This window comes from Winogradskyella sp. PC D3.3, from assembly GCF_054366245.1.
Map to the genome: position 1 here is coordinate 129,355 of NZ_CM135962.1, position 20,633 is coordinate 149,987.

The following is a 20,633-nucleotide window of genomic DNA, read 5'->3' on the forward strand; positions in this document are numbered from 1 at the left end:
TATAATCTCCTATTTTTTTTTAGTTAGTCTATCCAATAATCATACCTGCAATCGTTGCAGATATTAAAGAAGCAATCGTTCCTCCTATTAAAGCTTTCATTCCAAATTTAGACAATTGTGTACGTTGTCCAGGTGCTAAAGACCCTATGCCTCCAATTTGAATACCTATAGAAGCGAAATTTGCAAACCCACAAAGCATATAAGTAGCCATAATAATAGACTTCTCATAAGTGAGGTGTGTTGCATTTGCAGCATTTTTCAAATCAGCCAATTGAATATAACCTATAAACTCACTTGCTGCTAACTTAATGCCGAGCAATTGTCCCATAAGTGCCATATCTTCAGATGCTACACCAATTAACCACATTAACGGTGCAAATAAGTAACCCAAAAGAAATTCTAAGGATAAACTTTTATATGGAGTATTAGCTTCTATAATTTCATTTAAAGATGTAAAATGCCAATCTATATTTAAGAATTCAACTGTTAATCCATCAAAACCGGCAATACCACCAAGAATTCCATTTATCATAGCAATAAAGGCAACGAACACTAATAGCATGGCTCCTACATTAACCGCTAATCTTAGTCCTTCTGTTGTTCCGTTGGCAATAGCTTCTAAAATATTAGAACCAATTTTTTCTTGAGAGACAGCAACATCTGTATTCACCTCTTCCGTTTGAGGAAATAATATTTTTGAAATCACAATAGCTCCTGGTGCAGCCATAACCGACGCAGCTAATAAATGCTTGGCATAAAACAATTGTAAAGCTTCATCTTCACCGCCTAAAAAGCCAATGTAAGCCGCTAATACAGCACCTGCTACCGTTGCCATTCCACCAATCATAACGAGGAGAATTTCAGACTTATTCATTTTCTCTAAATACGCCTTAATAAGTAATGGCGCTTCGGTCTGACCTAAAAAAATATTACCTGCAACACTTAAGCTTTCTGGGCCAGAAATCCCTAAAACTTTAGATAACAACCATCCCATCCCTTTTACAACTTTCTGAATCAATCCTAAATAGAACAATACCGATGTTAACGCTGAGAAGAATATAATGGTTGGTAAAACTTGAAAAGCAAAAATAAAACCGAAGGAATTAATGTCTAACATCCCTCCAAATAGAAATTCACTACCTGCTTGCGTAAATCCTAGGATAGCAATAAACCCTTGTCCTATAAATTCAAAAGCCGTTTTTACAAAATCTATTTTTAAAACACCAATAGCTATAATTAATTGAAATAATAATCCAATACCTACTGTTTTCCAATTGATAGCTCTGCGATTACTACTAAATAAAAACGCAATAAAAATCAGAGTTACCATCCCTAGAATTCCTCTCCACAAACTGTTAAAAGAAAACCCTTGGTTTGGTATAATGTTGTTTGTAATTACACTAGGTGTTACAATAGCCTCTACTTCTTTTTCTTTAGTAGACACAAAATTAAACTGCATCTCTTTTCCTGAAAAGACTAAAGTAGAATCTGTAAGTTCACTGATTTTATACCTTTCAATAGTATTTAACGAATCGTTTTTATACAATACCAGCAAGCTATTTTGGTACATATAATCCCCTTGTAAGTCATCAACAGTATTAGAAGAAAAATTGAATTCTCCATTGTTAAACTCCAAAGTCGTATACATACTTTCTGAGTCTGTAGACTCCCATGTGTTTTCAAGTTCTTGTGCTGTTATTGACGAAAGCCCTAAGAAAATAGCCAGAAAAGCCTTGAAAAACTGATTCATATGTAATAAGTGTTAGTTAGCGTTTAGAAATTTCGTCTCTTATTTTGGCAGCCATTTCATAATCTTCATTATTAACCGCCTGTTCTAAGAGATTATTAAGTTCTTCGAGAGATTTATTTTTATAACCTTCTTGTTCTGCAGATGCAGATTCAATTTCTTCAACAATAAGGTCATCAACAAGAATACTATCTTGCTCTTCATCGTCTTCCTTTTTAGGATTGACTTTAAGATAGATTCCTGCTTTATCTAAAATATTTTTGTAAGTAAAAATTGGTGCCTGAAAACGTAGAGCCAACGCAATTGCATCGCTCGTTCTGGCATCTATGATTTCTTCAATTTTATCGCGTTCGCAAATTAAACTTGAATAAAACACACCATCAACCAACTTATGAATAATGACTTGCTTAACAACAATATCAAATCGGTCGGCAAAGTTTTTAAATAAATCATGTGTAAGCGGACGCGGAGGTCTAATTTCTTTTTCTAAAGCAATGGCAATAGATTGCGCTTCAAAAGCACCAATAACTATTGGTAACTTCCGATCACCATCGACTTCATTAAGTATTAAAGCGTAAGCACCATTCTGGGTTTGACTGTAAGAGATGCCTTTGATATTTAAACGAACTAAACTCATAATTTATAAAACACAAAGAACTGTTTAAATTTGGACTTTACCAACTGCATTGTGCAGATTTGGTTAATTTCCTTTATACTTTCGATAAAACTCAAGTAAATAAACGGAATCTAAATTTAAACAGTCCTTATTAATACCGCATCGTATTTTTATGAATTGGCATTGAATATTACAAGATAATAAAATTATGCGTTTGCAGCTTTAAAAGCTTTTAATTTTTCAATTAATTTTGGTACCACTTCAAATGCATCACCTACAACTCCGTAATCTGCAGCCTTAAAGAAAGGTGCCTCAGGGTCGGTATTAATTACCACTTTTACTTTTGAAGAGTTAATACCTGCTAAATGCTGAATAGCTCCAGAAATACCAATAGCAATATATAAGTTAGATGCTACAGGTTTTCCTGTTTGGCCAACGTGCTCGCTATGTGGTCTCCAACCTAAATCTGATACAGGCTTAGAACATGCTGTTGCAGCACCTAACACTTCTGCTAGTTCTTCAACCATACCCCAATTTTCAGGACCTTTTAATCCTCTACCTCCTGAAACTACAATTTCGGCATCAGCAATACTTACTTTATCAGTAGCTTTATCTACAGACTCAACTTTAACACCTGATTCTGGAATTGATGGTGAAAAATCTTCTACAGTAGCACTACCTTCCGTCTCAACTAAACCAAATGAATTATTAGATAAACCAACAATTTTCACATCTGTAGTTATCTCAGTATTTGCAAATGCTTTATTTGTAAACGCTGAATGTTTTACTGTAAATGGAGAGACACTAGATGGTACTGCTACAACATTAGAAACATAACCAGCTTCTAAACCTACAGCAAGTAATGGTGCTAAATATTTACTGTTTGCACTGGCACTAACTACGACCACTTTTGCTCCTTCGTTTTTTGCAGCACCTTCTATAACGGCTGCATATGTTTTAGCATTAAATGAATTTAAGGATTCATCTTTTACTAAAAGAACTTTAGAAGCCCCATAATTGCCCAACGTTTCTGCGTTATCTGCGTTAACAGCCACTGCAGTTACTGAAGTTCCCATTTGGTCTGCAACAGCCTTAGCATAAGACACGACTTCCAAAGCCGCTTTTTTAAACTTTCCGTTTTCGGATTCTGTATATACTAGAATTGACATAAAATTTTATTTATAAAATTTATCCTGAACTTGATTCAGGAACTTATTACTATTTCCTTTAACATCATGAGATTCCGAAACAACACTTCAACTGCGCTGAGTGTAATCGTTCGGAATAATTTAGCTTCACTAAATTACTTTAGCTTCGTTATGAAGTAAGTTTACTAATTCGTCTAAATTATCAGCATCAACTAATTTTACAGCTCCTTTAGGTTCTGGTTTTTCAAAACTTATAGCTTTAGTTTCAGCATTAGCTTCTATTGGCTCTACAACCGTTAAAGGCTTCTTACGTGCCATCATTATACCTCTCATATTAGGAATACGAAGATCACTTTCTTCTACCAATCCTTTTTGCCCTCCAATAACTAGAGGTAAAGCTGTACTAACTGTTTCCTTACCTCCATCGATTTCTCTAACAGCTTTAACACTAGTCCCATCAACTTCTAAACTAATACAGTTGGATACAAAGTTAGCACCAGTGATACCTGCCAACATCCCAGGAACCATTGCTCCATTATAATCTATAGATTCTCTTCCTGCAATTACCAAATCGTAAGCACCATCAGTAACAACTTTAGCCAGTTGTTTTGCCACAGCATAACCATCTGTTGCCGGTGTATTTACTCTAATTGCAGCATCGGCACCTATTGCTAATGCTTTTCTTAACGTGGGTTCCGTTTCTGGGCCACCAACATTAACAACATCGACACTTGCTCCTTGTTTTTCTTTAAACCACATGGCCCGTGTTAAACCAAATTCGTCATTAGGATTGATAACATATTGAACACCATTGGTATCAAACTTTGTATCACCATCTGTAAAATTAATCTTTGATGTTGTATCAGGTACATGACTAATACATACTAATATTTTCATATAAAAATGATTTATTTAAACGTCTTTTTTCTTGAGTACGAAGATAAAAATAATAATTTGAATTTTACTATGCATGCATAGTATGTTTTTTCAAAAATTCAATATTTTTAGATTAAACTATCAATTTTTTAAAAATTTAAAGATTTTTTGCTCATTCTATTACAATTTAATAATTATATAATTTAAACTCCTCATTAAAAAATCATTTAAATTCGAAAAAACAATCCACTACTATTTTTTTTATACTTTCACATTAAATTTAATGGCATTATATAGTCTAGAATTATTATTTTTGCTCTTCGACTAAAAACAATGCAATGAAGACAATTCAATTTAGAGAAGCTATATGTGAAGCCATGAGTGAAGAAATGCGCAGAGATGAAAGCGTTTATCTTATGGGTGAAGAAGTAGCAGAATACAATGGTGCGTATAAAGCATCTAAAGGTATGTTAGACGAATTTGGCGCAAAACGTGTCATAGATACACCGATTGCAGAACTTGGTTTTGCTGGTATAGCCATTGGCTCTACAATGACCGGAAATCGTCCTATCGTAGAATACATGACGTTTAACTTCTCATTGGTTGGAATTGATCAAATTATAAATAATGCCGCCAAAATCAGACAAATGTCAGGTGGACAATTTAAATGCCCTATAGTATTTAGAGGACCAACAGCATCTGCTGGCCAATTAGCAGCAACACACTCTCAGGCTTTTGAGAGTTGGTTTGCCAATACTCCAGGATTAAAAGTTATTGTTCCTTCAAACCCATATGACGCTAAAGGTTTATTAAAAGCTGCCATTAGAGATGACGATCCGGTAATTTTTATGGAAAGTGAGCAAATGTACGGCGATAAAGGCGAAGTGCCAGAAGGAGAATACGTAATACCTATTGGTGTTGCAGATGTGAAACGTGAAGGAACAGATGTTACTATTGTATCTTTTGGTAAAATCATAAAAGAAGCTTATAAAGCTGCAGACGAATTAGAAAAAGAAGGTATTTCTTGTGAAATTATAGATTTAAGAACTGTTCGTCCAATGGATAGAGACGCTATTTTAAAATCTGTTAAGAAAACCAATCGCCTTGTAGTATTAGAAGAAGCCTGGCCTTTTGGAAATGTTGCTACCGAAATTACATATTTAGTGCAATCTGAAGCGTTTGATTATTTAGATGCACCAATCATTAAAATAAATACAGCAGATACACCTGCTCCATATTCCCCTGTATTATTAGCAGAATGGTTACCAAACAGTAATGATGTTGTTAAAGCAGTAAAAAAAGTACTATATAAATAAATTGCAAATATTTGCGTTTAATAAACTTCATTTGTAACCCTCTAACTTATGTTTAGCACGGTTATTGATGAAGTTTATTTTTTTTAATATGAAACTAAAACTACTTATCCCATTTCTTGCACTCGGCTTTTTTTCTGCTTTGGCTCAGACCAAAGTTAGTGGACATGTTTTTGATGAAAACAATGTCCCTGTTCCTTTTGCTAATGTATTATTTAAAGGCTCTACAGAAGGCACAATTACTAATGAAGACGGTAAGTTCTACTTAGAATCCGATAACAATTGGGATAACTTAATTGTTTCTTTTATCGGTTTTGAAATCCTAGAGATTCCCTTAACCAAACGCGTTAACTACGACTTAAAATTCATCCTTAAAGAGGAAGCCTCTTCTTTAGATGAAGTCCTTATTGTCACTGGTAAACAATCTAAAAAAGCCTCAGAAAACCCCGCGATTAGAATTCTTAAAAAAATCTGGGAACGCAAACGTCAAAATGGTTTAAATCAATTTAAACAATACGAATACGACCAATACGAAAAAGTAGAATTTGATCTAAATACTATTGATAGTGCTTTAGTAAAAAGTAAACTCTTTAAAGGTATGGAGTTTGTTTTTAATGAGGTAGATACTTCAAAAGTTACAGGAAAAACTTATTTACCTATTTTCTTAAACGAATCTGTAAAGAAAATATCAGGAGATAATATTCTTAAGAAAAATCATGAAGAATTAAAGGGGAATAAAAACTCAGGCTTTAGTAATAACCAAGTCATTATCGATTTTATAGACGACCTCTACTCTGAGTATAACGTCTATGACAATTATTTAAAATTCTTCGATAAAAGCTTTGTTAGCCCACTAAGTAGAACTGGAGTTCAAACCTACAATTACGTATTATCCGATAGTGCTTTTATAGATAACAAATGGTGCTATAATATTATTTATTACCCAAGACGAAAAAACGAATTAACCTTTAAAGGTGATTTTTGGGTGAATGATTCAACCTTTGCGATAAAAGAAATTAACCTTCAAGCGTCTAAAAGTGCCAATATCAATTGGGTGAAAGAAATCTATATTGAACAAGAGTTTGAAGTATTAAATGATTCTGTCTTTCTTATTAAACGCGACTATTTCCTTTCGGACTTCGCCATGAATAAAAAAGAAATGTCTCGAGGTGTATATGGAAAACGAACAACCATCTATGACAATTACAAATTCAACCAGCCGAAAGACCCTAAGTTTTATGACAAGGTAGTTTATAACTATAATGAAGACGTATATAACAGAGCGGATGACTTCTGGCAAACCAATAGACTCGAAGACTTAAGTAAAGACGAAAAAGGAGTGTACAAAATGTTAGATACACTTAAAACGGTTAAGAAATTTAAGCGATTATATAACTTAGGAAGCATACTGGCCTCGGGCTATATTGAATTCCCAAGTGTGAATTTAGATTATGGTCCAATTTTTTCAACTTTTGGTTATAACGAAGTTGAAGGTGTTAGATTAAGAACAGGAGGACGAACCTACTTTGGCCCTAACGATTTATGGCGTATTGAAGGTTTTTTAGCTTACGGTTTTAAGGACGACAAATTCAAATATGGCATATCGGGAAAGTGGTTATTAGACAAACGCAGTCGATTTACCATTTTTGGTGGAAACAGACGTGATGTAGAACAAATTGGAGCGAGTTTAACAAGTTCTTCGGATGTATTAGGCCGTAGTTTAGCTTCTTCAGCCGTAATTGGTACAGGTACAAATGATAAGCTTTCAAATATTAATCTAACCAATTTTGGTGCCTCTATTGAGCCTGCTCGTAATTTTGAAATACGTGTAGATGGCAGTTTCCGTACCATAAGTTCAGCATCACCAACATTTAGTTTAGATTATGTTGATCCAGAATCATTATCTGGTGTTTCATCTGAAATTAAACAATTTGAATCGCGGCTATCTTTAGGCTATTTCCCAAAACGTCAAATGACAGGTTTTGGAGTAGAACGTAAAAATAAAAATGATAATTTCGCTAGCCTTTTCGCACAAGTAAGCCGTGGAGATCGCAATTGGTTTGATAGTGATTTTGACTATACCAAAGTTCAGTTTTCATATATCCAACCATGGCAAGTTGGCGGTTTCGGAAGGTTAGTTACTTCTGTAGAATTAGGTAAAACATTTGGAGAAGTCCCTTTAGGATTGTTGAGTGTTGTTCCTGGTAACCAATCCTATTTCTCAATTTATAACACGTTTACACAATTAGATTATTACGAATTTGTAACTGACACTTATAGCTCAGTACATTTAGAGCACAATTTTAATGGTCGTATTTTTTCTCGTATTCCGTTCTTAAAAAAGTACAACCTTAGAGCTATTTTGGGCTTAAGAGGTGTTTGGGGGGAATTATCTGATGAAAACAGAGCCCTAAGTAACACTGGCATAAACCCTGCTGAATTCTTATTAGATGCTCCAGACACACGCATGTATTACGAATACAGTGTTGGTGTGGCCAATATTTTTAAAGTATTACGTCTCGATTTCAACTTTAGAGGTAATTACTTAGACCAACCCAATGCTAGACCTTTTGGTATTACAGGTAGTTTTGGGTTTTATTTCTAAAAAAAAAGGATTTACGTTTTGTAAATCCTTTTTTTTTAGAAAATGTAATTAAAATTTTACTCAAATAAATCAGAGGATAAATAACGATCTCCTCGGTCGCAAATAATACAAACCACAACTCCGCTTTCTAATTCTTTTGTTAATTTTAAAGCTGCAGCTGTCGCTCCCCCACTACTCATTCCTGCAAGTATACCTTCTTCTTTCGCTAATCGTCGTGTCATTGCTATGGCTTCATCTTTACTAACTTCAATTGTTTGATCGACTTTAGAAGCATCAAATATTTTAGGTAAATATGCTTTTGGCCATTTTCTAATCCCAGGGATTTTAGAACCATCCGTTGGTTGTACACCTACAATTTTCACCTCAGCATTTTGTTCTTTCAAAAAGGTAGAGGTTCCCATTATAGTTCCTGTAGTTCCCATTGAAGAGACGAAATGCGTAATAGTGCCTTCGGTATCTCTCCAAATTTCAGGACCTGTGGTTTTATAATGGGCTTTCCAATTATCATCATTAGCAAATTGGTTAAATGAAAAATAACCTTCATTTTCAACCTTGTTAATAGCATAATCTCTAGCACCTTCTATACCATCAGGATGTAAAGTAACTGTTGCACCATAGGCGCGCATCGTTTGCACACGCTCTTTGGTCGCTGTATCAGGCATTACAAGCTCTATATTCAACTTATATACACTTGCAATCATTGCTAAGGCAATCCCTGTGTTACCGCTTGTTGCCTCAATTAATTTAGATGATTGATCAATTATTTTCGAATCGAGAGCGCTTTTAATCATATTATAAGCAGCTCTATCTTTGACACTACCACCTGGATTATTGCCTTCAAGCTTAAAATACAAACTTACCTTAGGGTTTGTATTCAATGCTATAGATTTCACAATAGGTGTATTTCCAATTTGATTTATTAAGGTCTTGTTCATTTTATTTTTTAATTTTCGAAAAAATTTCAACTTGATGATTGTGCGTTACAATAGAATTTTCTGGAACAGACTCCGTTAACCATGTATTACCTCCAATCACACTATTTTTCCCAATAATAGTATCACCACCTAAAATTGTCGCATTAGCATAAATGGTGACATGTTGCTCAATTTTAGGATGGCGTTTTGTATTTTGATGTTGTTTCTTTACGGTTAATGCCCCTAAGGTGACTCCTTGATATATCTTAACATTATGATGTATCTCTGTCGTTTCCCCAATTACCACACCTGTACCATGATCTATAAAAAATGACGCACCAATTGTAGCACCAGGATGTATATCGATACCTGTAATACGATGAGCATACTCGGTCATTAATCTTGGTATAAGTGGTAAATTTAATTGATAAAAAACTCTTGCCATCCTATAAATAGAAATAGCAAAAAAGCCTGGATAGGCTAAATATATTTCTTCTATGGATTGCGCTGCTGGATCATTGTTATAAATGGCTTCAGCATCTTTTTTTAAACTAGCGTATAAATCTGGAATATTAGCTTTAAAATCATCCCAACGTTTGCAAGGCATATTTTTAATCTGCGGACAAGCCATATTACGTATCGATACAAATAACACTTCAAGTTTCTGTAAAGCGTCTTCTGCATCGGTATCACCGTCATAAAACGCCTTAAATAGCAATTTTGTGAAACGTTGCGATTCTTCCTTTAAAGTCATTGAAACCTTAATAATTTGTTTATGTTTATTTATGACTTTGATTAAGTTTGAATCCATACTTGAATGACTATTTTAAATGTCGTGTAATTCTATTGCACATTACAGATGAAACGAAATTAGTGAAACAATTTGACGAAGGAAAGTCCTCTTTAGTTTATTAAAGCTATTCCCTTCACAAAATATCAGATCGTAGTATATACGTTTAGAAGTATCACTCCATTTAACGTACTCAATTTATTCGTCATTATTCTAAAATAAAATCAATAGAATAAACTCTAGATTCATTCTAAAAAATCAGTAGGCCACTATATACTTAAAGTCAAACATAATTAATTGCTTAACTCGCACAATATATTATCTTTGCTATGCTTAAATATGTAACAGAGAATATAATAACGGTTCTAAGAAAAATAGAACTCCCAAATACAATTTAAAACATGTCAGAATCAGAAGAATTAACTTTCGATGTATTAATTGAAATACCTAAAGGAAGTCGTAATAAATATGAATACGATTTCACATTACACAAGATAAGGTTTGACCGCATGCTTTTTTCATCTATGATGTATCCAGGTGATTATGGCTTCATTCCAGAAACTTTAGCTTTAGATAGTGATCCTTTAGATGTTTTAGTTTTAGGACATCAACCTACATATCCAATGGTCGTAATGGAAGTAAGACCAATTGGTGTTTTCCATATGACGGATGAAAAAGGGCCAGATGAGAAAATTATTTGTGTACCAGTTTCAGATCCAATTTGGAGTAACAATAAAGATATCAATGATTTAAATCCACACAGACTAAAAGAAATTGAACATTTCTTTAAAGTTTACAAAGATTTAGAAAAGAAAAAAGTTGATACAGGAGGATGGGGTGATGCTGCGGAAGCTATAAAAATCTACCACGAGTGTGTACAACGTTATGATGAAAGCGAACACAAAAAGAAACGCACTTTCACGATTTAACATTCTTATTTAGGAATCCAAAGTTTTTTACTTAAAAACTATTAAAAAAGCAATATCAATTAAATGATATTGCTTTTTTCGTAAAAATATGATTCATTTTACTACTTTTGCCCAGCTAAAAACTAATCAAATTAAATATTATAATATGGAATCAATGATGATTTATACGCCAATAGCTTTGGCCGTTTTAGGATTAATTTACATGCTTATAAAGCAATCTTGGGTTATGAAACAAGACGCTGGAGATGGTAAGATGAAAGAAATTTCAGATCACATCTACGAAGGAGCATTAGCATTTTTAAATGCTGAATATAAATTACTAGCTATTTTTGTTGTAATTGTAAGTATACTTCTTGCCGTTGTTTCTTTTATAGTACCAACAACACACTGGCTCATCGTTATAGCCTTTATATTTGGAGCTGTATTTTCTGCTTTCGCTGGAAACATCGGAATGAAAATCGCAACAAAAACTAATGTAAGAACAACACAAGCGGCTAAAACTAGTTTGCCAAATGCTCTTAAAATCTCTTTTGGTGGTGGAACAGTAATGGGTCTTGGAGTTGCTGGTTTAGCTGTATTAGGTTTAACCGTATTCTTCATCGTATTTTTCCATGTCTTTATGGATGGAGTTTGGACGAATACTATGGATATGACCATCGTTTTAGAAACCTTAGCTGGTTTTTCTCTTGGTGCTGAATCAATTGCTTTATTTGCAAGAGTTGGTGGTGGAATCTACACCAAAGCTGCCGATGTTGGTGCTGATTTAGTTGGTAAAGTTGAAGCTGGCATCCCTGAAGATGACCCTCGTAATCCTGCAACTATTGCAGATAATGTTGGTGATAATGTAGGAGATGTTGCTGGTATGGGAGCCGATTTATTTGGATCTTATGTTGCAACAGTATTAGCCGCAATGGTTTTAGGTAACTATGTCATTAAAGATATGGGAGGCGCTATTTCTGATGCTTTTGGTGGTATTGGCCCAATCCTTTTACCAATGGCAATTGCTGGTGTAGGTATCATTATTTCTATAATAGGAACTATGCTGGTAAAAATTAAGAGTAACGATGCTAAAGAAGCTCAGGTTATGGGAGCTTTAAATATTGGTAACTGGACGTCTATTATATTAGTTGCTGCAGCATGTTTTGGACTAGTTACTTGGATGTTACCAGAAACGATGCAAATGAATTTCTTCGGAGAAGGCTTACAAGAGATTTCTTCAATGCGTGTGTTCTACGCTACCTTAGTTGGTTTAGTCGTAGGTGCTGTAATTTCTTCTGTAACTGAATACTATACAGGATTAGGTAAAAAACCAATTTTAAATATTGTACAACAGTCTAGCACAGGAGCAGGTACCAACATTATTGCAGGTTTAGCAACAGGTATGATTTCGACGTTCCCTTCTGTATTATTATTTGCTGGAGCTATTTGGGCCTCTTATGCATTTGCAGGATTCTATGGAGTTGCTTTAGCAGCTTCTGCAATGATGGCTACTACAGCTATGCAATTAGCAATTGATGCTTTTGGACCAATATCTGATAATGCAGGTGGTATTGCTGAAATGAGTGAACAAGAACCTATCGTTAGAGAACGTACAGACATATTAGATTCAGTGGGTAATACAACAGCTGCAACAGGAAAAGGTTTTGCTATTGCTTCTGCAGCACTAACATCACTAGCGTTATTTGCTGCTTACGTTACGTTTACAGGTATTGACGGCATTAACATCTTTAAAGCACCAGTATTAGCGATGCTATTTGTTGGTGGAATGGTGCCCGTTGTATTTTCTGCATTAGCAATGAATGCTGTTGGTAAAGCCGCTATGGAAATGGTAGAGGAAGTACGTCGTCAGTTTAGAGAGATTCCTGGGATTATGGAAGGCACAGGACAACCAGAATACGATAAGTGCGTGGCGATTTCTACAGAAGCATCTTTAAAAGAAATGATGTTACCAGGTTTATTAACTATTGGTTTCCCATTAGTCATTGCTTTTGTTCCTATGATTTTTGGAATGGATCCTTTAGCTATCGCTGAAATGTTAGGTGGTTATATGGCTGGTGTTACCGTGTCTGGTGTGCTTTGGGCGATCTTCCAAAACAATGCTGGTGGAGCTTGGGATAATGCTAAGAAATCTTTTGAAGCTGGTGTAGAGATTAACGGAGAAATGACCTTTAAAGGTTCTGAAGCGCATAAAGCTGCAGTAACTGGTGATACGGTTGGTGATCCTTTTAAAGATACGTCTGGACCTTCAATGAACATCTTAATTAAGTTAACCTGTTTAATTGGCTTAGTGATTGCACCAATTTTAGGTGGTCATACTGATAAAACTGGTTTAGCAAATAATGACACAGACGTTTCTATCGAAATGACTGTTGATTCTCAAGATTTAGCAAAAGCCACTGTTAATTATTTGAACATAAAAGATGGAAAGGAAACATCTGAAGTAATTATTTTCAAAGGCACACAGGTCGAAGTTGAAAAAGAATTAAATGCTTTTGAAGCATCGCTTACAAACGAAGCTGGTGACGTTATAAAAGTTATTGAAAAAGTAGATATTTCTAAAAGTTAAATCTTAGAAATACACTTATTTAAAAACCCTCAACATTTTTAATAATGTTGAGGGTTTTTCGTTTTGTGAAATTGAAAAAAGTAGGAATTTAATCCATTGAATTGTTTTATAAGTGAGAAGTTAAACAACAATCAAAATCAATTCAACATGAAACGTATTAGTAAATTCCCCAGATTTAGTGTTCTAATTCTATTTTCAATATTGACATTCACATCTTGCCTAAAAGATGATGGCAACACATCTGGAGGTGAACATCAAGAAATCATCCCAGATGAGTTTTCTTCCTATTTTGGAAATGAAATTTCTAGAGATTTTCTTGGAACAGTAATCGATAAAAATAAAAACCCTATCGAAGGGGTTTTTATTTCAATTGGCGATGACACCGCATTAACCGATAGCAATGGTGTTTTTATGATCAAAAACGCTACAGTAAACCAACGCTTTGCATACATTAAAGCTTCAAAAGCAGGCTATATTCATGGCTCTAGAAATGTAGTACCCACTAATGGCACTAATAAAGTAACTATTATGTTACTTGACGCCAATATTACAGGTACTGTAAACAGTGGTTCTGAAGGAACAGTATCACTTGAAAACGGAAGTTCTGTAAGTTTTGATGGAAACTTTATTAAAGCAGATGGTTCCGAATATTCGGGCATTGTCAATGTGATTGTTCATCATTTAGATCCTACTGAGGAGGATATGGCTTTACAACGCCCAGGCATGTTATATGCTCAAAACTCTGATGGAGCTGAACGTATGTTACAAACCCTTGGCATGTTGGCTGTAGAATTACGCGGAAGCTCAGGAGAAGAACTTAACTTAGCTGAAGGTTCAACTTCCGAAATTAAAATGTACGTCGACCCGAGTTTAATGTCTATTGCTCCCTCTACGATTCCTCTTTGGTATTTTGATGAAACTAAAGGCTATTGGATTGAAGAAGGACAAGCCAGTTTACAAGGTAATATGTATGTAGGTAAAGTAGCACATTTTTCATTTTGGAATTGTGATATCCCTGCTGAGGCGATTACACTTTGTGTTACAGCTACAGATAATGATAACAATGCACTAAATAACCTCTATATAACACTAACAAGTACTACATTTGGTCCACGCAGTGGCTACATAAATGATATCGGACAAGTCTGTGGCTTTGTACCAAGTGGAGAAACCTTAGAGTTAGCTGTTTATAGTTATGATTATTGTGGAAATGAAGCCCTACACACAGAAATGATTGGCCCTTTTACATCAGACTCTAATATTACAGTAATTGTCCCAGACAATCCAGATATTATAGCAGAAACTGTAACAGGAAACTTCAACACTTGTGATGGTAATGCCATAACCGATGGTTATGTACAATTAAAATATGGTAGCCAAACATTTACAGATGTCGTTAATAATGGTATGTTTGAAATTAATCTTCTGCGTTGCAGTGACGATAATACCTTTAAGATAAAAGCGAGTGATTATGTAAATCTTCAAACCACAGATAGCATTAGTTACACGTTTACCACTCCATTAACAAACATTGGAACCATCAGTGCTTGTAATGCTGTTTCCGAATTTATTCAATATACCATAGATGATGATGACACTGTTTTTATACTTGATAATATAGCATCAAACTTTGCCGAGGTTTCAGATGCTGTAAATGGACCAAGGATAACCATAAGTGGTAGCGGAGGAGATAATGGAAACTATACTTGTTTTTATTTAATAGGAGTATTAGATGATTCTAATTATGAAGGTAATTATGACGCTTACAATTGGAACGATCCTGACGATACAGGTTTTAATATTCAAGAATGTATTGACATGTCTGACACCAATAACAATATAAGTTACAACTTAACGTCATTCGGAGCTATTGGTGAGTATATCGATATTAATTTCACTGGTGCTTTTGAAGATTTTAATGGAAATCCACATACTATTAATGGTGTTGTACATGTTTTGAGAGATAATTAGGATATTAAAGCAACAAAAAAAAGCCTCACATTCTTAATATTGAATGTGAGGCTTTTAAATTTTATTATAGCTTCTTAAAGCGTATAAGTCAACCTAAACGTTATAAATCTTGGCAGAATAAACGTCTCTGAATTATAAACCGAAATATTACTAGATCCATTACTAACTTCAGAATCGATATTCAATAAGTTGGTTGCTTTTAATTGATATTCCCATTTAGCATCCTCATCCTTTCTGTACGATAAACTTCCATTCCATGTTTGATACGATTGTGTATCACTAACATTACTACTTTGACTTGTGTACGAATAGTCTGTTCTAAATGTTAATGACTTCCAAATGTATGCATCAAATTCTACTGAAGGAGCATTGGTAATAAATTGCGTGTCATTATCATCTCCTTGATTGGTATCTGAAATGCTATAACTGTATTTCAAAGTAAAATTTGGTGCCTCTCTAAAGTTAGTACTTAATTCTGGCGTATAGGACTGAGAAAACGTTTCATTAACAGATCTAACATCTTCGACAAATTGATTACTCTTACTGTAATTAAGACCTACACGCATACTCGCTCTTAATTTACCGTAAGTACGCTGTATACGACCACTAGCCGTCACACTTTCATCAGCAAAATTTGAATTAAAAAAGGTATTGGTTCTAATCACATTATCGAAATTAGTGATAGACCTCACCTGGTCGATATTCTTATTATAATTAAGAAACGCAAAAATATTGGTATAATTAAATAAGTTAAAGCTAAAGTAACGCAGGTTTAAGTTGTGTGATAATGCATTCTGTAAATTTGGCTCACCATATTGAATACTATTATAATTATTTAAAACTAAACCTTCTGCTAAACTTGTAACATCTGTAAACGACGTTTGCATTTTATAGCTAAACGTTAAGCTTTCACTCTTTTTAAATTGAATTTGTGTTTCAAAATCCGGTAATAATCTCACAAAATTATCTTCATAAGTTTCACCGAATTGTATGTTTTTATTTCCGTAAGCGTGTACCGAGAATCCTGGCGTAATAGTGAATATTCCTGTTTTTAATCGGTAATGAAATCCAAGGTAAATATCACTAAAGTTATATTCTGTATCATTTTCATTTAGCAATACATCACCATCTGTATCTGTTAAGCTAGCAATAGGGTCATAAAAAGAACCATCATCTAAAAATTGAAAAATATTAGAGTTGAATTTTTGAGTACTTAAAATAGTACCTAAAGTAAAGTTGATATTACTTTTTGAATTTAAAATATTGTAGTAGTCTAATTTAGCATCTAGCTGATTAGACTTAATACGACGTTCTTGGTTAAGATCATAATTAGCCTGACCTGTATTTAATCCTAAACTGTTTGCTGTACTTTCAAAAGCACCTTCTTCCTTTAAACCAATTACATTATAAAATGGATCTTCGTCTTTTAACAAATGCTGCGCTTCAAAAGCAAAAATATTGTTCTCGTTGAGTGTGTAGTAGTAATTAATGTTTTGATTAATACTAAATGGTTTTGCTTCATCTAACTGTGTTGTATTTCCTACTACATCAGAAAATTCATTTTGCGTTTCAGAATCATCAGAAATACGTCCTAAAACATCATAGTTTAATTGATTGCTAGCATTTGGTTTATAAGCAGCACTCAATTTCACCAAACCTTGATTAGTAGCCTCTTTACCAGTTTGTATCGTTTCTTCATTCGGAATTCCTAATTCTGGATTTGTATAACGCACATAACTTTCTTCTCTTGTATTTAAACGATTTGCATTATAGATTAAAAACCCACTAAGATCTAAAGCTTCGTTAGGAGAATAACTAAAATTTACGGCTGCTAATTTAGACTCTATATTTTGAGAATCTCCAACATTTGTTAAACCACTTAACCCATTATCTCCAAGATTAAGACTTGTTCCACTGCTAGAACTCGGGCTTCTAAAACCTCCACCGAAATTTCTAATATCACGACTTGTTAAAGCAACTTCACCAATATTATTAATGTCTCCGATGACATTAATACTATATTTAGGACTGTAATAAAATAGCTTGGGTTGTACCAAATACAACTCATCATTTGGTGATGGAGCCACGCCTCCACCTGCTGTTACATCTCCAAACCAGAAGTTCTCCTTGCCTTCTTTTAATTTAATATTAATAGCAACGTTATCTTGATTATTTTGAACACCACTTAATTGGCCTACCTCAGCATAATTACGTAACACCTGAATCTTATCCACAGCATTTGAAGGAATATTTTGAGTTGCCAATTTTGAATCTCCATCAAAGAAATCTTTACCATTGACCATAAGCTTCGTCACCTCCTTACCTTCTACTTCAATCTTTCCTTCTGCTGTAATTTCTACACCTGGTAATTTTTTTAAGACATCTTCTAGCTTTCGTTCAGTTCCACTTTTAAAGGAATCTGCATTATAAATTAAAGTATCTCCTTTAATGGTTACAGGCATATCATAAGTCAATTCAACGGCATCAAGCATGTTATCAGAAAGCATCTGAAAGTCTTTTGTAATATCAACTTCTTTAGTCGCCACAGTTTCATCAACTGATTTTAAACCGATATAACTAACTTGAATACTATAAGTTCCATTTTTGCCTAATGAAATCACATATTTTCCACTAGCATCCGTGATGGCATAAGATTCTAATGTATTAGATTCTTTATTGATGGCAATAATATTGGCCAATTCTAAAGGAGATCCAATACTATCCTTTACAACGCCTGTCATTTTAATTTGAGCAAAAGAACTCATGACTACTAAAGTAAATAGCAGTACTAAAATATTTTTCATATAAATAATTTCTTTGGTTGGTAATTGAGAGCGTGGTTTAGACTCTGTGTCCCAACAGAGTTAAGTTGATATATTTTTTTAGTTTCTACCGCGTCCGCCACCTCGGCCATTACGCCCACCATACATTTCACGCATCTCTTCCATCTTTTTCGTGGTGATTTCAGTATACTCAGCTTGTGTTACCACTTCTCCTTTTTTAGGCTTATCAATGGTTTCTTTCTCTTTAGGATTTAATACAATTTTAGTACAAAGTATGGTGGTACGATCTGCATTAACTTCTAATATTAATCCTGGTAAGCCCCAATAATCATCTGGTCCTTGGTTAACAGGAATTTGCGGTGTGTACCACGCCACAACCTCTATTGTTTTTGGTGCCTTAGGCTCATTTGAGTTGGTAGAATCTTTACCCTTTTCCCCTTCATTTTTTTGATCTCTACCCCTTGGGCCTCTAAAACTGCTAAAGTCAACTCCACTAGGCACAATCGTTGCTGTAGCTTTGAAACAGGTATATTGACCAATTAACTTAGTTTCCGTACCCATTTTCCATTCTAAATCCTTTAATTCATCTTTAACTAAAAATTGCTTTCCAAAAAACTCTTGATCTTGAATCAACTCCTTTGTTTGAACATTTTTATATTTTGGACCACCAGCTAAACCACCTCCAAAACCTCTACGACCACCACTACCAGGTGCTGCTAACTTTTCTTCTTCTTTATAAATAGACTCTGATTTAGAAAACGTTAACGTATATTCCTTCTCTAAGAAGCTTTTCATACGTTCCATAATTTGCTTTTTTTGCTCTGGACTCATGTCTTGACCACCAAATTGATCTAAATCCATAGTGGTTTTAGACATGTAATAGGCTTTTCCTTGAAAATCTTGAGCGAACAAATTAGAACTGGCAAAAAACACAGTTAATAGTAATGTAATTTTTAGTGATAGTTTCTTCATTTTTAGCATTCTAGTTAAATTCAATCATGAATTAAGTTAATCTTACTCCCATAAGACTCCACAAATGAAGAAAAGTTAAGTCTAGGTTTGTTAAACTTGTGTTAAGAGATTTAACCACCAATAGAGATATGAATGGCACCGTCTTTAGACCCTCTGCTTGGCGCATAGCGCTCCATCATTTCTTTGGTTTTCTTATCCATAATATCGTCATACTCTTTCTGGCTCACTTCTTTTCCTTTCGTAGGTGCTTCAATCTCACTTTTGTCTTCTGGGTTGATGACAATTTTACTACAGATTACGGTTAGCTTCCCATCATGAATTTCTAAAATTAAACCAGGAAGTCCTTGATATTTTGCTGGTCCATTACTCACTGGGATTTGTGGTGTGTACCAAGCCGTAATAGTACGCTCTATCATTTCTGGCTCCTCTTCCTCTTCATTCTCATCATCTATATTTGAATTGCTATTAAAGCTAAAATTGTTTTTAGGCACCTCCTTGGTATAAGTTGCTTTAAAACACATGTATTCTCCAATATGTTTTGTCTCGGATTCTAGTTTCCATTCTATGGGAGAGATCGTATCTTTAATAAGGAATTTTTTTCCCATTGTTTCCTTGTGATCTACATAAATATGTTCTTTTATATTTTTATAAAACACATCTGACCCACTATTGCCAAAAGACATTTGAAAACCTCCACCAACTTGTGGCTTATCTAATTCTGACTCTTGTTTATATAAAGATGACGATTTATCGAAAGTCAAAATATATGTTTTCTGAAACTGCTTTTTCATCATGTCCATCATTTGCTTCTGCCTAGCATCATTCATTTTAGTACTATCCATCTTAATATCAAAATCACGATGGGTTTTGTAAGTCGCAATGCCTTGAAAATCTTGTGCACTAACAGATGAAACGATCCCCATTAATATCAAAATTAGAATTCTAGTAATTGTTGTCATTAGTTTCTGTTTTTTAAATTATAAAATTTCGATGCTGTAGCTTTCATTTTTTCAATATTCTTTAGAAATTTCGTTTTTTCATTTGCCCTTCCTGTAACAGTATAAGTCATGTTTCCTTCTAAATTATCCTTAGCCTCTGAAAAGCTACAGTTTAAGGTTAAACTCAACGCTTCATTGTTATCCATCATTTCTAATAACTCATCTAAATCTTCCGCTTTAAAAGTAGACTCTAAGGCTTCAAGAGAATCAACGCTAACCTCAATACTAAACGCATCAATTTTTACTGATTTTTCTTCAACTTTAGATTGACTAAATCCAACAACAGAAACTAATAACACTAAACAAGTAAGCACTTTTTTTAGACTATAACAGTCGCGAATCTTTAATTTCATTTTTTATGGTTTTATAATTAATACCTTACAAAGGTCTCAACACCAATTGATC

At 34.1% G+C, this 20,633-nt stretch carries 15 protein-coding genes; 5 read left to right on the top strand and 10 right to left on the bottom strand.

What is annotated here, in order from left to right; translation table 11 throughout:
* Positions 1 to 28 precede the first annotated feature (28 nt).
* The 4 genes from ACXGSQ_RS00620 to ACXGSQ_RS00635 all read right to left on the bottom strand — a co-directional run bounded on the left by ACXGSQ_RS00620 (position 29) and on the right by ACXGSQ_RS00635 (position 4,408).
* On the bottom strand, positions 29 to 1,750 hold the full coding sequence (locus ACXGSQ_RS00620) for a NupC/NupG family nucleoside CNT transporter (RefSeq protein ID WP_458627730.1): 1,722 nt from the start codon (positions 1,748 to 1,750) through the stop codon (positions 29 to 31).
* Positions 1,751 to 1,766: 16 nt separating this feature from the next.
* Positions 1,767 to 2,384 carry a bifunctional nuclease family protein gene (locus ACXGSQ_RS00625; RefSeq protein WP_458627731.1) on the bottom strand — a complete coding sequence of 206 codons (618 nt, stop codon included), beginning with the start codon at positions 2,382 to 2,384 and terminating at the stop codon, positions 1,767 to 1,769.
* A 185-nt stretch (positions 2,385 to 2,569) separates the two neighbouring features.
* The gene (locus ACXGSQ_RS00630; RefSeq protein ID WP_458627732.1) at positions 2,570 to 3,532 is read right to left on the bottom strand and encodes an electron transfer flavoprotein subunit alpha/FixB family protein; all 963 of its coding nucleotides are present in this window, start codon (positions 3,530 to 3,532) and stop codon (positions 2,570 to 2,572) included.
* Between the two features lie 129 nt (positions 3,533 to 3,661).
* Positions 3,662 to 4,408, bottom strand: a complete 747-nt coding sequence (locus ACXGSQ_RS00635) for an electron transfer flavoprotein subunit beta/FixA family protein (protein ID WP_458627733.1) — start codon at positions 4,406 to 4,408, stop codon at positions 3,662 to 3,664.
* A gap of 317 nt (positions 4,409 to 4,725) precedes the next feature.
* Here ACXGSQ_RS00635 and ACXGSQ_RS00640 point away from each other — a divergent pair, with 317 nt between their 5' ends.
* Both ACXGSQ_RS00640 and ACXGSQ_RS00645 read left to right on the top strand, forming a co-directional pair.
* Positions 4,726 to 5,703, top strand: a complete 978-nt coding sequence (locus tag ACXGSQ_RS00640; RefSeq protein WP_458627734.1) for a pyruvate dehydrogenase complex E1 component subunit beta — start codon at positions 4,726 to 4,728, stop codon at positions 5,701 to 5,703.
* A gap of 88 nt (positions 5,704 to 5,791) precedes the next feature.
* A complete protein-coding gene (locus tag ACXGSQ_RS00645; protein WP_458627735.1) occupies positions 5,792 to 8,305 on the top strand; it encodes a DUF5686 and carboxypeptidase-like regulatory domain-containing protein in 2,514 nt (837 codons plus the stop codon).
* 56 nt (positions 8,306 to 8,361) lie between these two features.
* Here the strand turns inward: ACXGSQ_RS00645 and cysM are convergent, their stop codons facing one another.
* Complete coding sequence (gene cysM / locus ACXGSQ_RS00650) at positions 8,362 to 9,240, bottom strand: cysteine synthase CysM (protein WP_458627736.1); 879 nt, start codon at positions 9,238 to 9,240, stop codon at positions 8,362 to 8,364.
* A gap of 1 nt (position 9,241) precedes the next feature.
* Complete coding sequence (gene epsC, locus ACXGSQ_RS00655) at positions 9,242 to 10,030, bottom strand: serine O-acetyltransferase EpsC (RefSeq protein WP_458627737.1); 789 nt, start codon at positions 10,028 to 10,030, stop codon at positions 9,242 to 9,244.
* A gap of 380 nt (positions 10,031 to 10,410) precedes the next feature.
* Between epsC and ACXGSQ_RS00660 the strand changes: the two genes are divergently transcribed.
* The 3 genes from ACXGSQ_RS00660 (at position 10,411) to ACXGSQ_RS00670 (ending at position 15,475) form a co-directional block, all read left to right on the top strand.
* Positions 10,411 to 10,938, top strand: a complete 528-nt coding sequence (locus tag ACXGSQ_RS00660; protein WP_458627738.1) for an inorganic diphosphatase — start codon at positions 10,411 to 10,413, stop codon at positions 10,936 to 10,938.
* Positions 10,939 to 11,083: 145 nt separating this feature from the next.
* Positions 11,084 to 13,504 carry a sodium-translocating pyrophosphatase gene (locus ACXGSQ_RS00665; protein ID WP_458629300.1) on the top strand — a complete coding sequence of 807 codons (2,421 nt, stop codon included), beginning with the start codon at positions 11,084 to 11,086 and terminating at the stop codon, positions 13,502 to 13,504.
* A 147-nt stretch (positions 13,505 to 13,651) separates the two neighbouring features.
* On the top strand, positions 13,652 to 15,475 hold the full coding sequence (locus ACXGSQ_RS00670) for a hypothetical protein (RefSeq protein ID WP_458627739.1): 1,824 nt from the start codon (positions 13,652 to 13,654) through the stop codon (positions 15,473 to 15,475).
* A 74-nt stretch (positions 15,476 to 15,549) separates the two neighbouring features.
* Here ACXGSQ_RS00670 and ACXGSQ_RS00675 read toward each other — a convergent pair whose 3' ends face one another.
* From ACXGSQ_RS00675 to ACXGSQ_RS00690, 4 genes are all read right to left on the bottom strand, one after another.
* A complete protein-coding gene (locus tag ACXGSQ_RS00675; RefSeq protein ID WP_458627740.1) occupies positions 15,550 to 18,279 on the bottom strand; it encodes a carboxypeptidase regulatory-like domain-containing protein in 2,730 nt (909 codons plus the stop codon).
* Positions 18,280 to 18,357: 78 nt separating this feature from the next.
* The gene (locus ACXGSQ_RS00680; RefSeq protein ID WP_458627741.1) at positions 18,358 to 19,230 is read right to left on the bottom strand and encodes a GLPGLI family protein; all 873 of its coding nucleotides are present in this window, start codon (positions 19,228 to 19,230) and stop codon (positions 18,358 to 18,360) included.
* A gap of 110 nt (positions 19,231 to 19,340) precedes the next feature.
* Positions 19,341 to 20,189, bottom strand: coding sequence for a GLPGLI family protein (locus ACXGSQ_RS00685; RefSeq protein WP_458627742.1), 849 nt, complete (start codon positions 20,187 to 20,189; stop codon positions 19,341 to 19,343).
* A complete protein-coding gene (locus ACXGSQ_RS00690) occupies positions 20,189 to 20,581 on the bottom strand; it encodes a hypothetical protein (protein ID WP_458627743.1) in 393 nt (130 codons plus the stop codon). The genes ACXGSQ_RS00685 and ACXGSQ_RS00690 overlap by 1 nt, the downstream gene beginning before the upstream one ends.
* Positions 20,582 to 20,633 lie beyond the last annotated feature (52 nt).

Coding starts and splice junctions, on each gene's coding strand:
- ACXGSQ_RS00620 (WP_458627730.1), bottom strand. CDS start 1,750: ATGAATCAGTTTTTCAAGGCTTTTCTGGCTATTTTCTTAGGGCTTTCG.
- ACXGSQ_RS00625 (WP_458627731.1), bottom strand. CDS start 2,384: ATGAGTTTAGTTCGTTTAAATATCAAAGGCATCTCTTACAGTCAAACC.
- ACXGSQ_RS00630 (WP_458627732.1), bottom strand. CDS start 3,532: ATGTCAATTCTAGTATATACAGAATCCGAAAACGGAAAGTTTAAAAAA.
- ACXGSQ_RS00635 (WP_458627733.1), bottom strand. CDS start 4,408: ATGAAAATATTAGTATGTATTAGTCATGTACCTGATACAACATCAAAG.
- ACXGSQ_RS00640 (WP_458627734.1), top strand. CDS start 4,726: ATGAAGACAATTCAATTTAGAGAAGCTATATGTGAAGCCATGAGTGAA.
- ACXGSQ_RS00645 (WP_458627735.1), top strand. CDS start 5,792: ATGAAACTAAAACTACTTATCCCATTTCTTGCACTCGGCTTTTTTTCT.
- cysM (WP_458627736.1), bottom strand. CDS start 9,240: ATGAACAAGACCTTAATAAATCAAATTGGAAATACACCTATTGTGAAA.
- epsC (WP_458627737.1), bottom strand. CDS start 10,030: ATGGATTCAAACTTAATCAAAGTCATAAATAAACATAAACAAATTATT.
- ACXGSQ_RS00660 (WP_458627738.1), top strand. CDS start 10,411: ATGTCAGAATCAGAAGAATTAACTTTCGATGTATTAATTGAAATACCT.
- ACXGSQ_RS00665 (WP_458629300.1), top strand. CDS start 11,084: ATGGAATCAATGATGATTTATACGCCAATAGCTTTGGCCGTTTTAGGA.
- ACXGSQ_RS00670 (WP_458627739.1), top strand. CDS start 13,652: ATGAAACGTATTAGTAAATTCCCCAGATTTAGTGTTCTAATTCTATTT.
- ACXGSQ_RS00675 (WP_458627740.1), bottom strand. CDS start 18,279: ATGAAAAATATTTTAGTACTGCTATTTACTTTAGTAGTCATGAGTTCT.
- ACXGSQ_RS00680 (WP_458627741.1), bottom strand. CDS start 19,230: ATGAAGAAACTATCACTAAAAATTACATTACTATTAACTGTGTTTTTT.
- ACXGSQ_RS00685 (WP_458627742.1), bottom strand. CDS start 20,189: ATGACAACAATTACTAGAATTCTAATTTTGATATTAATGGGGATCGTT.
- ACXGSQ_RS00690 (WP_458627743.1), bottom strand. CDS start 20,581: ATGAAATTAAAGATTCGCGACTGTTATAGTCTAAAAAAAGTGCTTACT.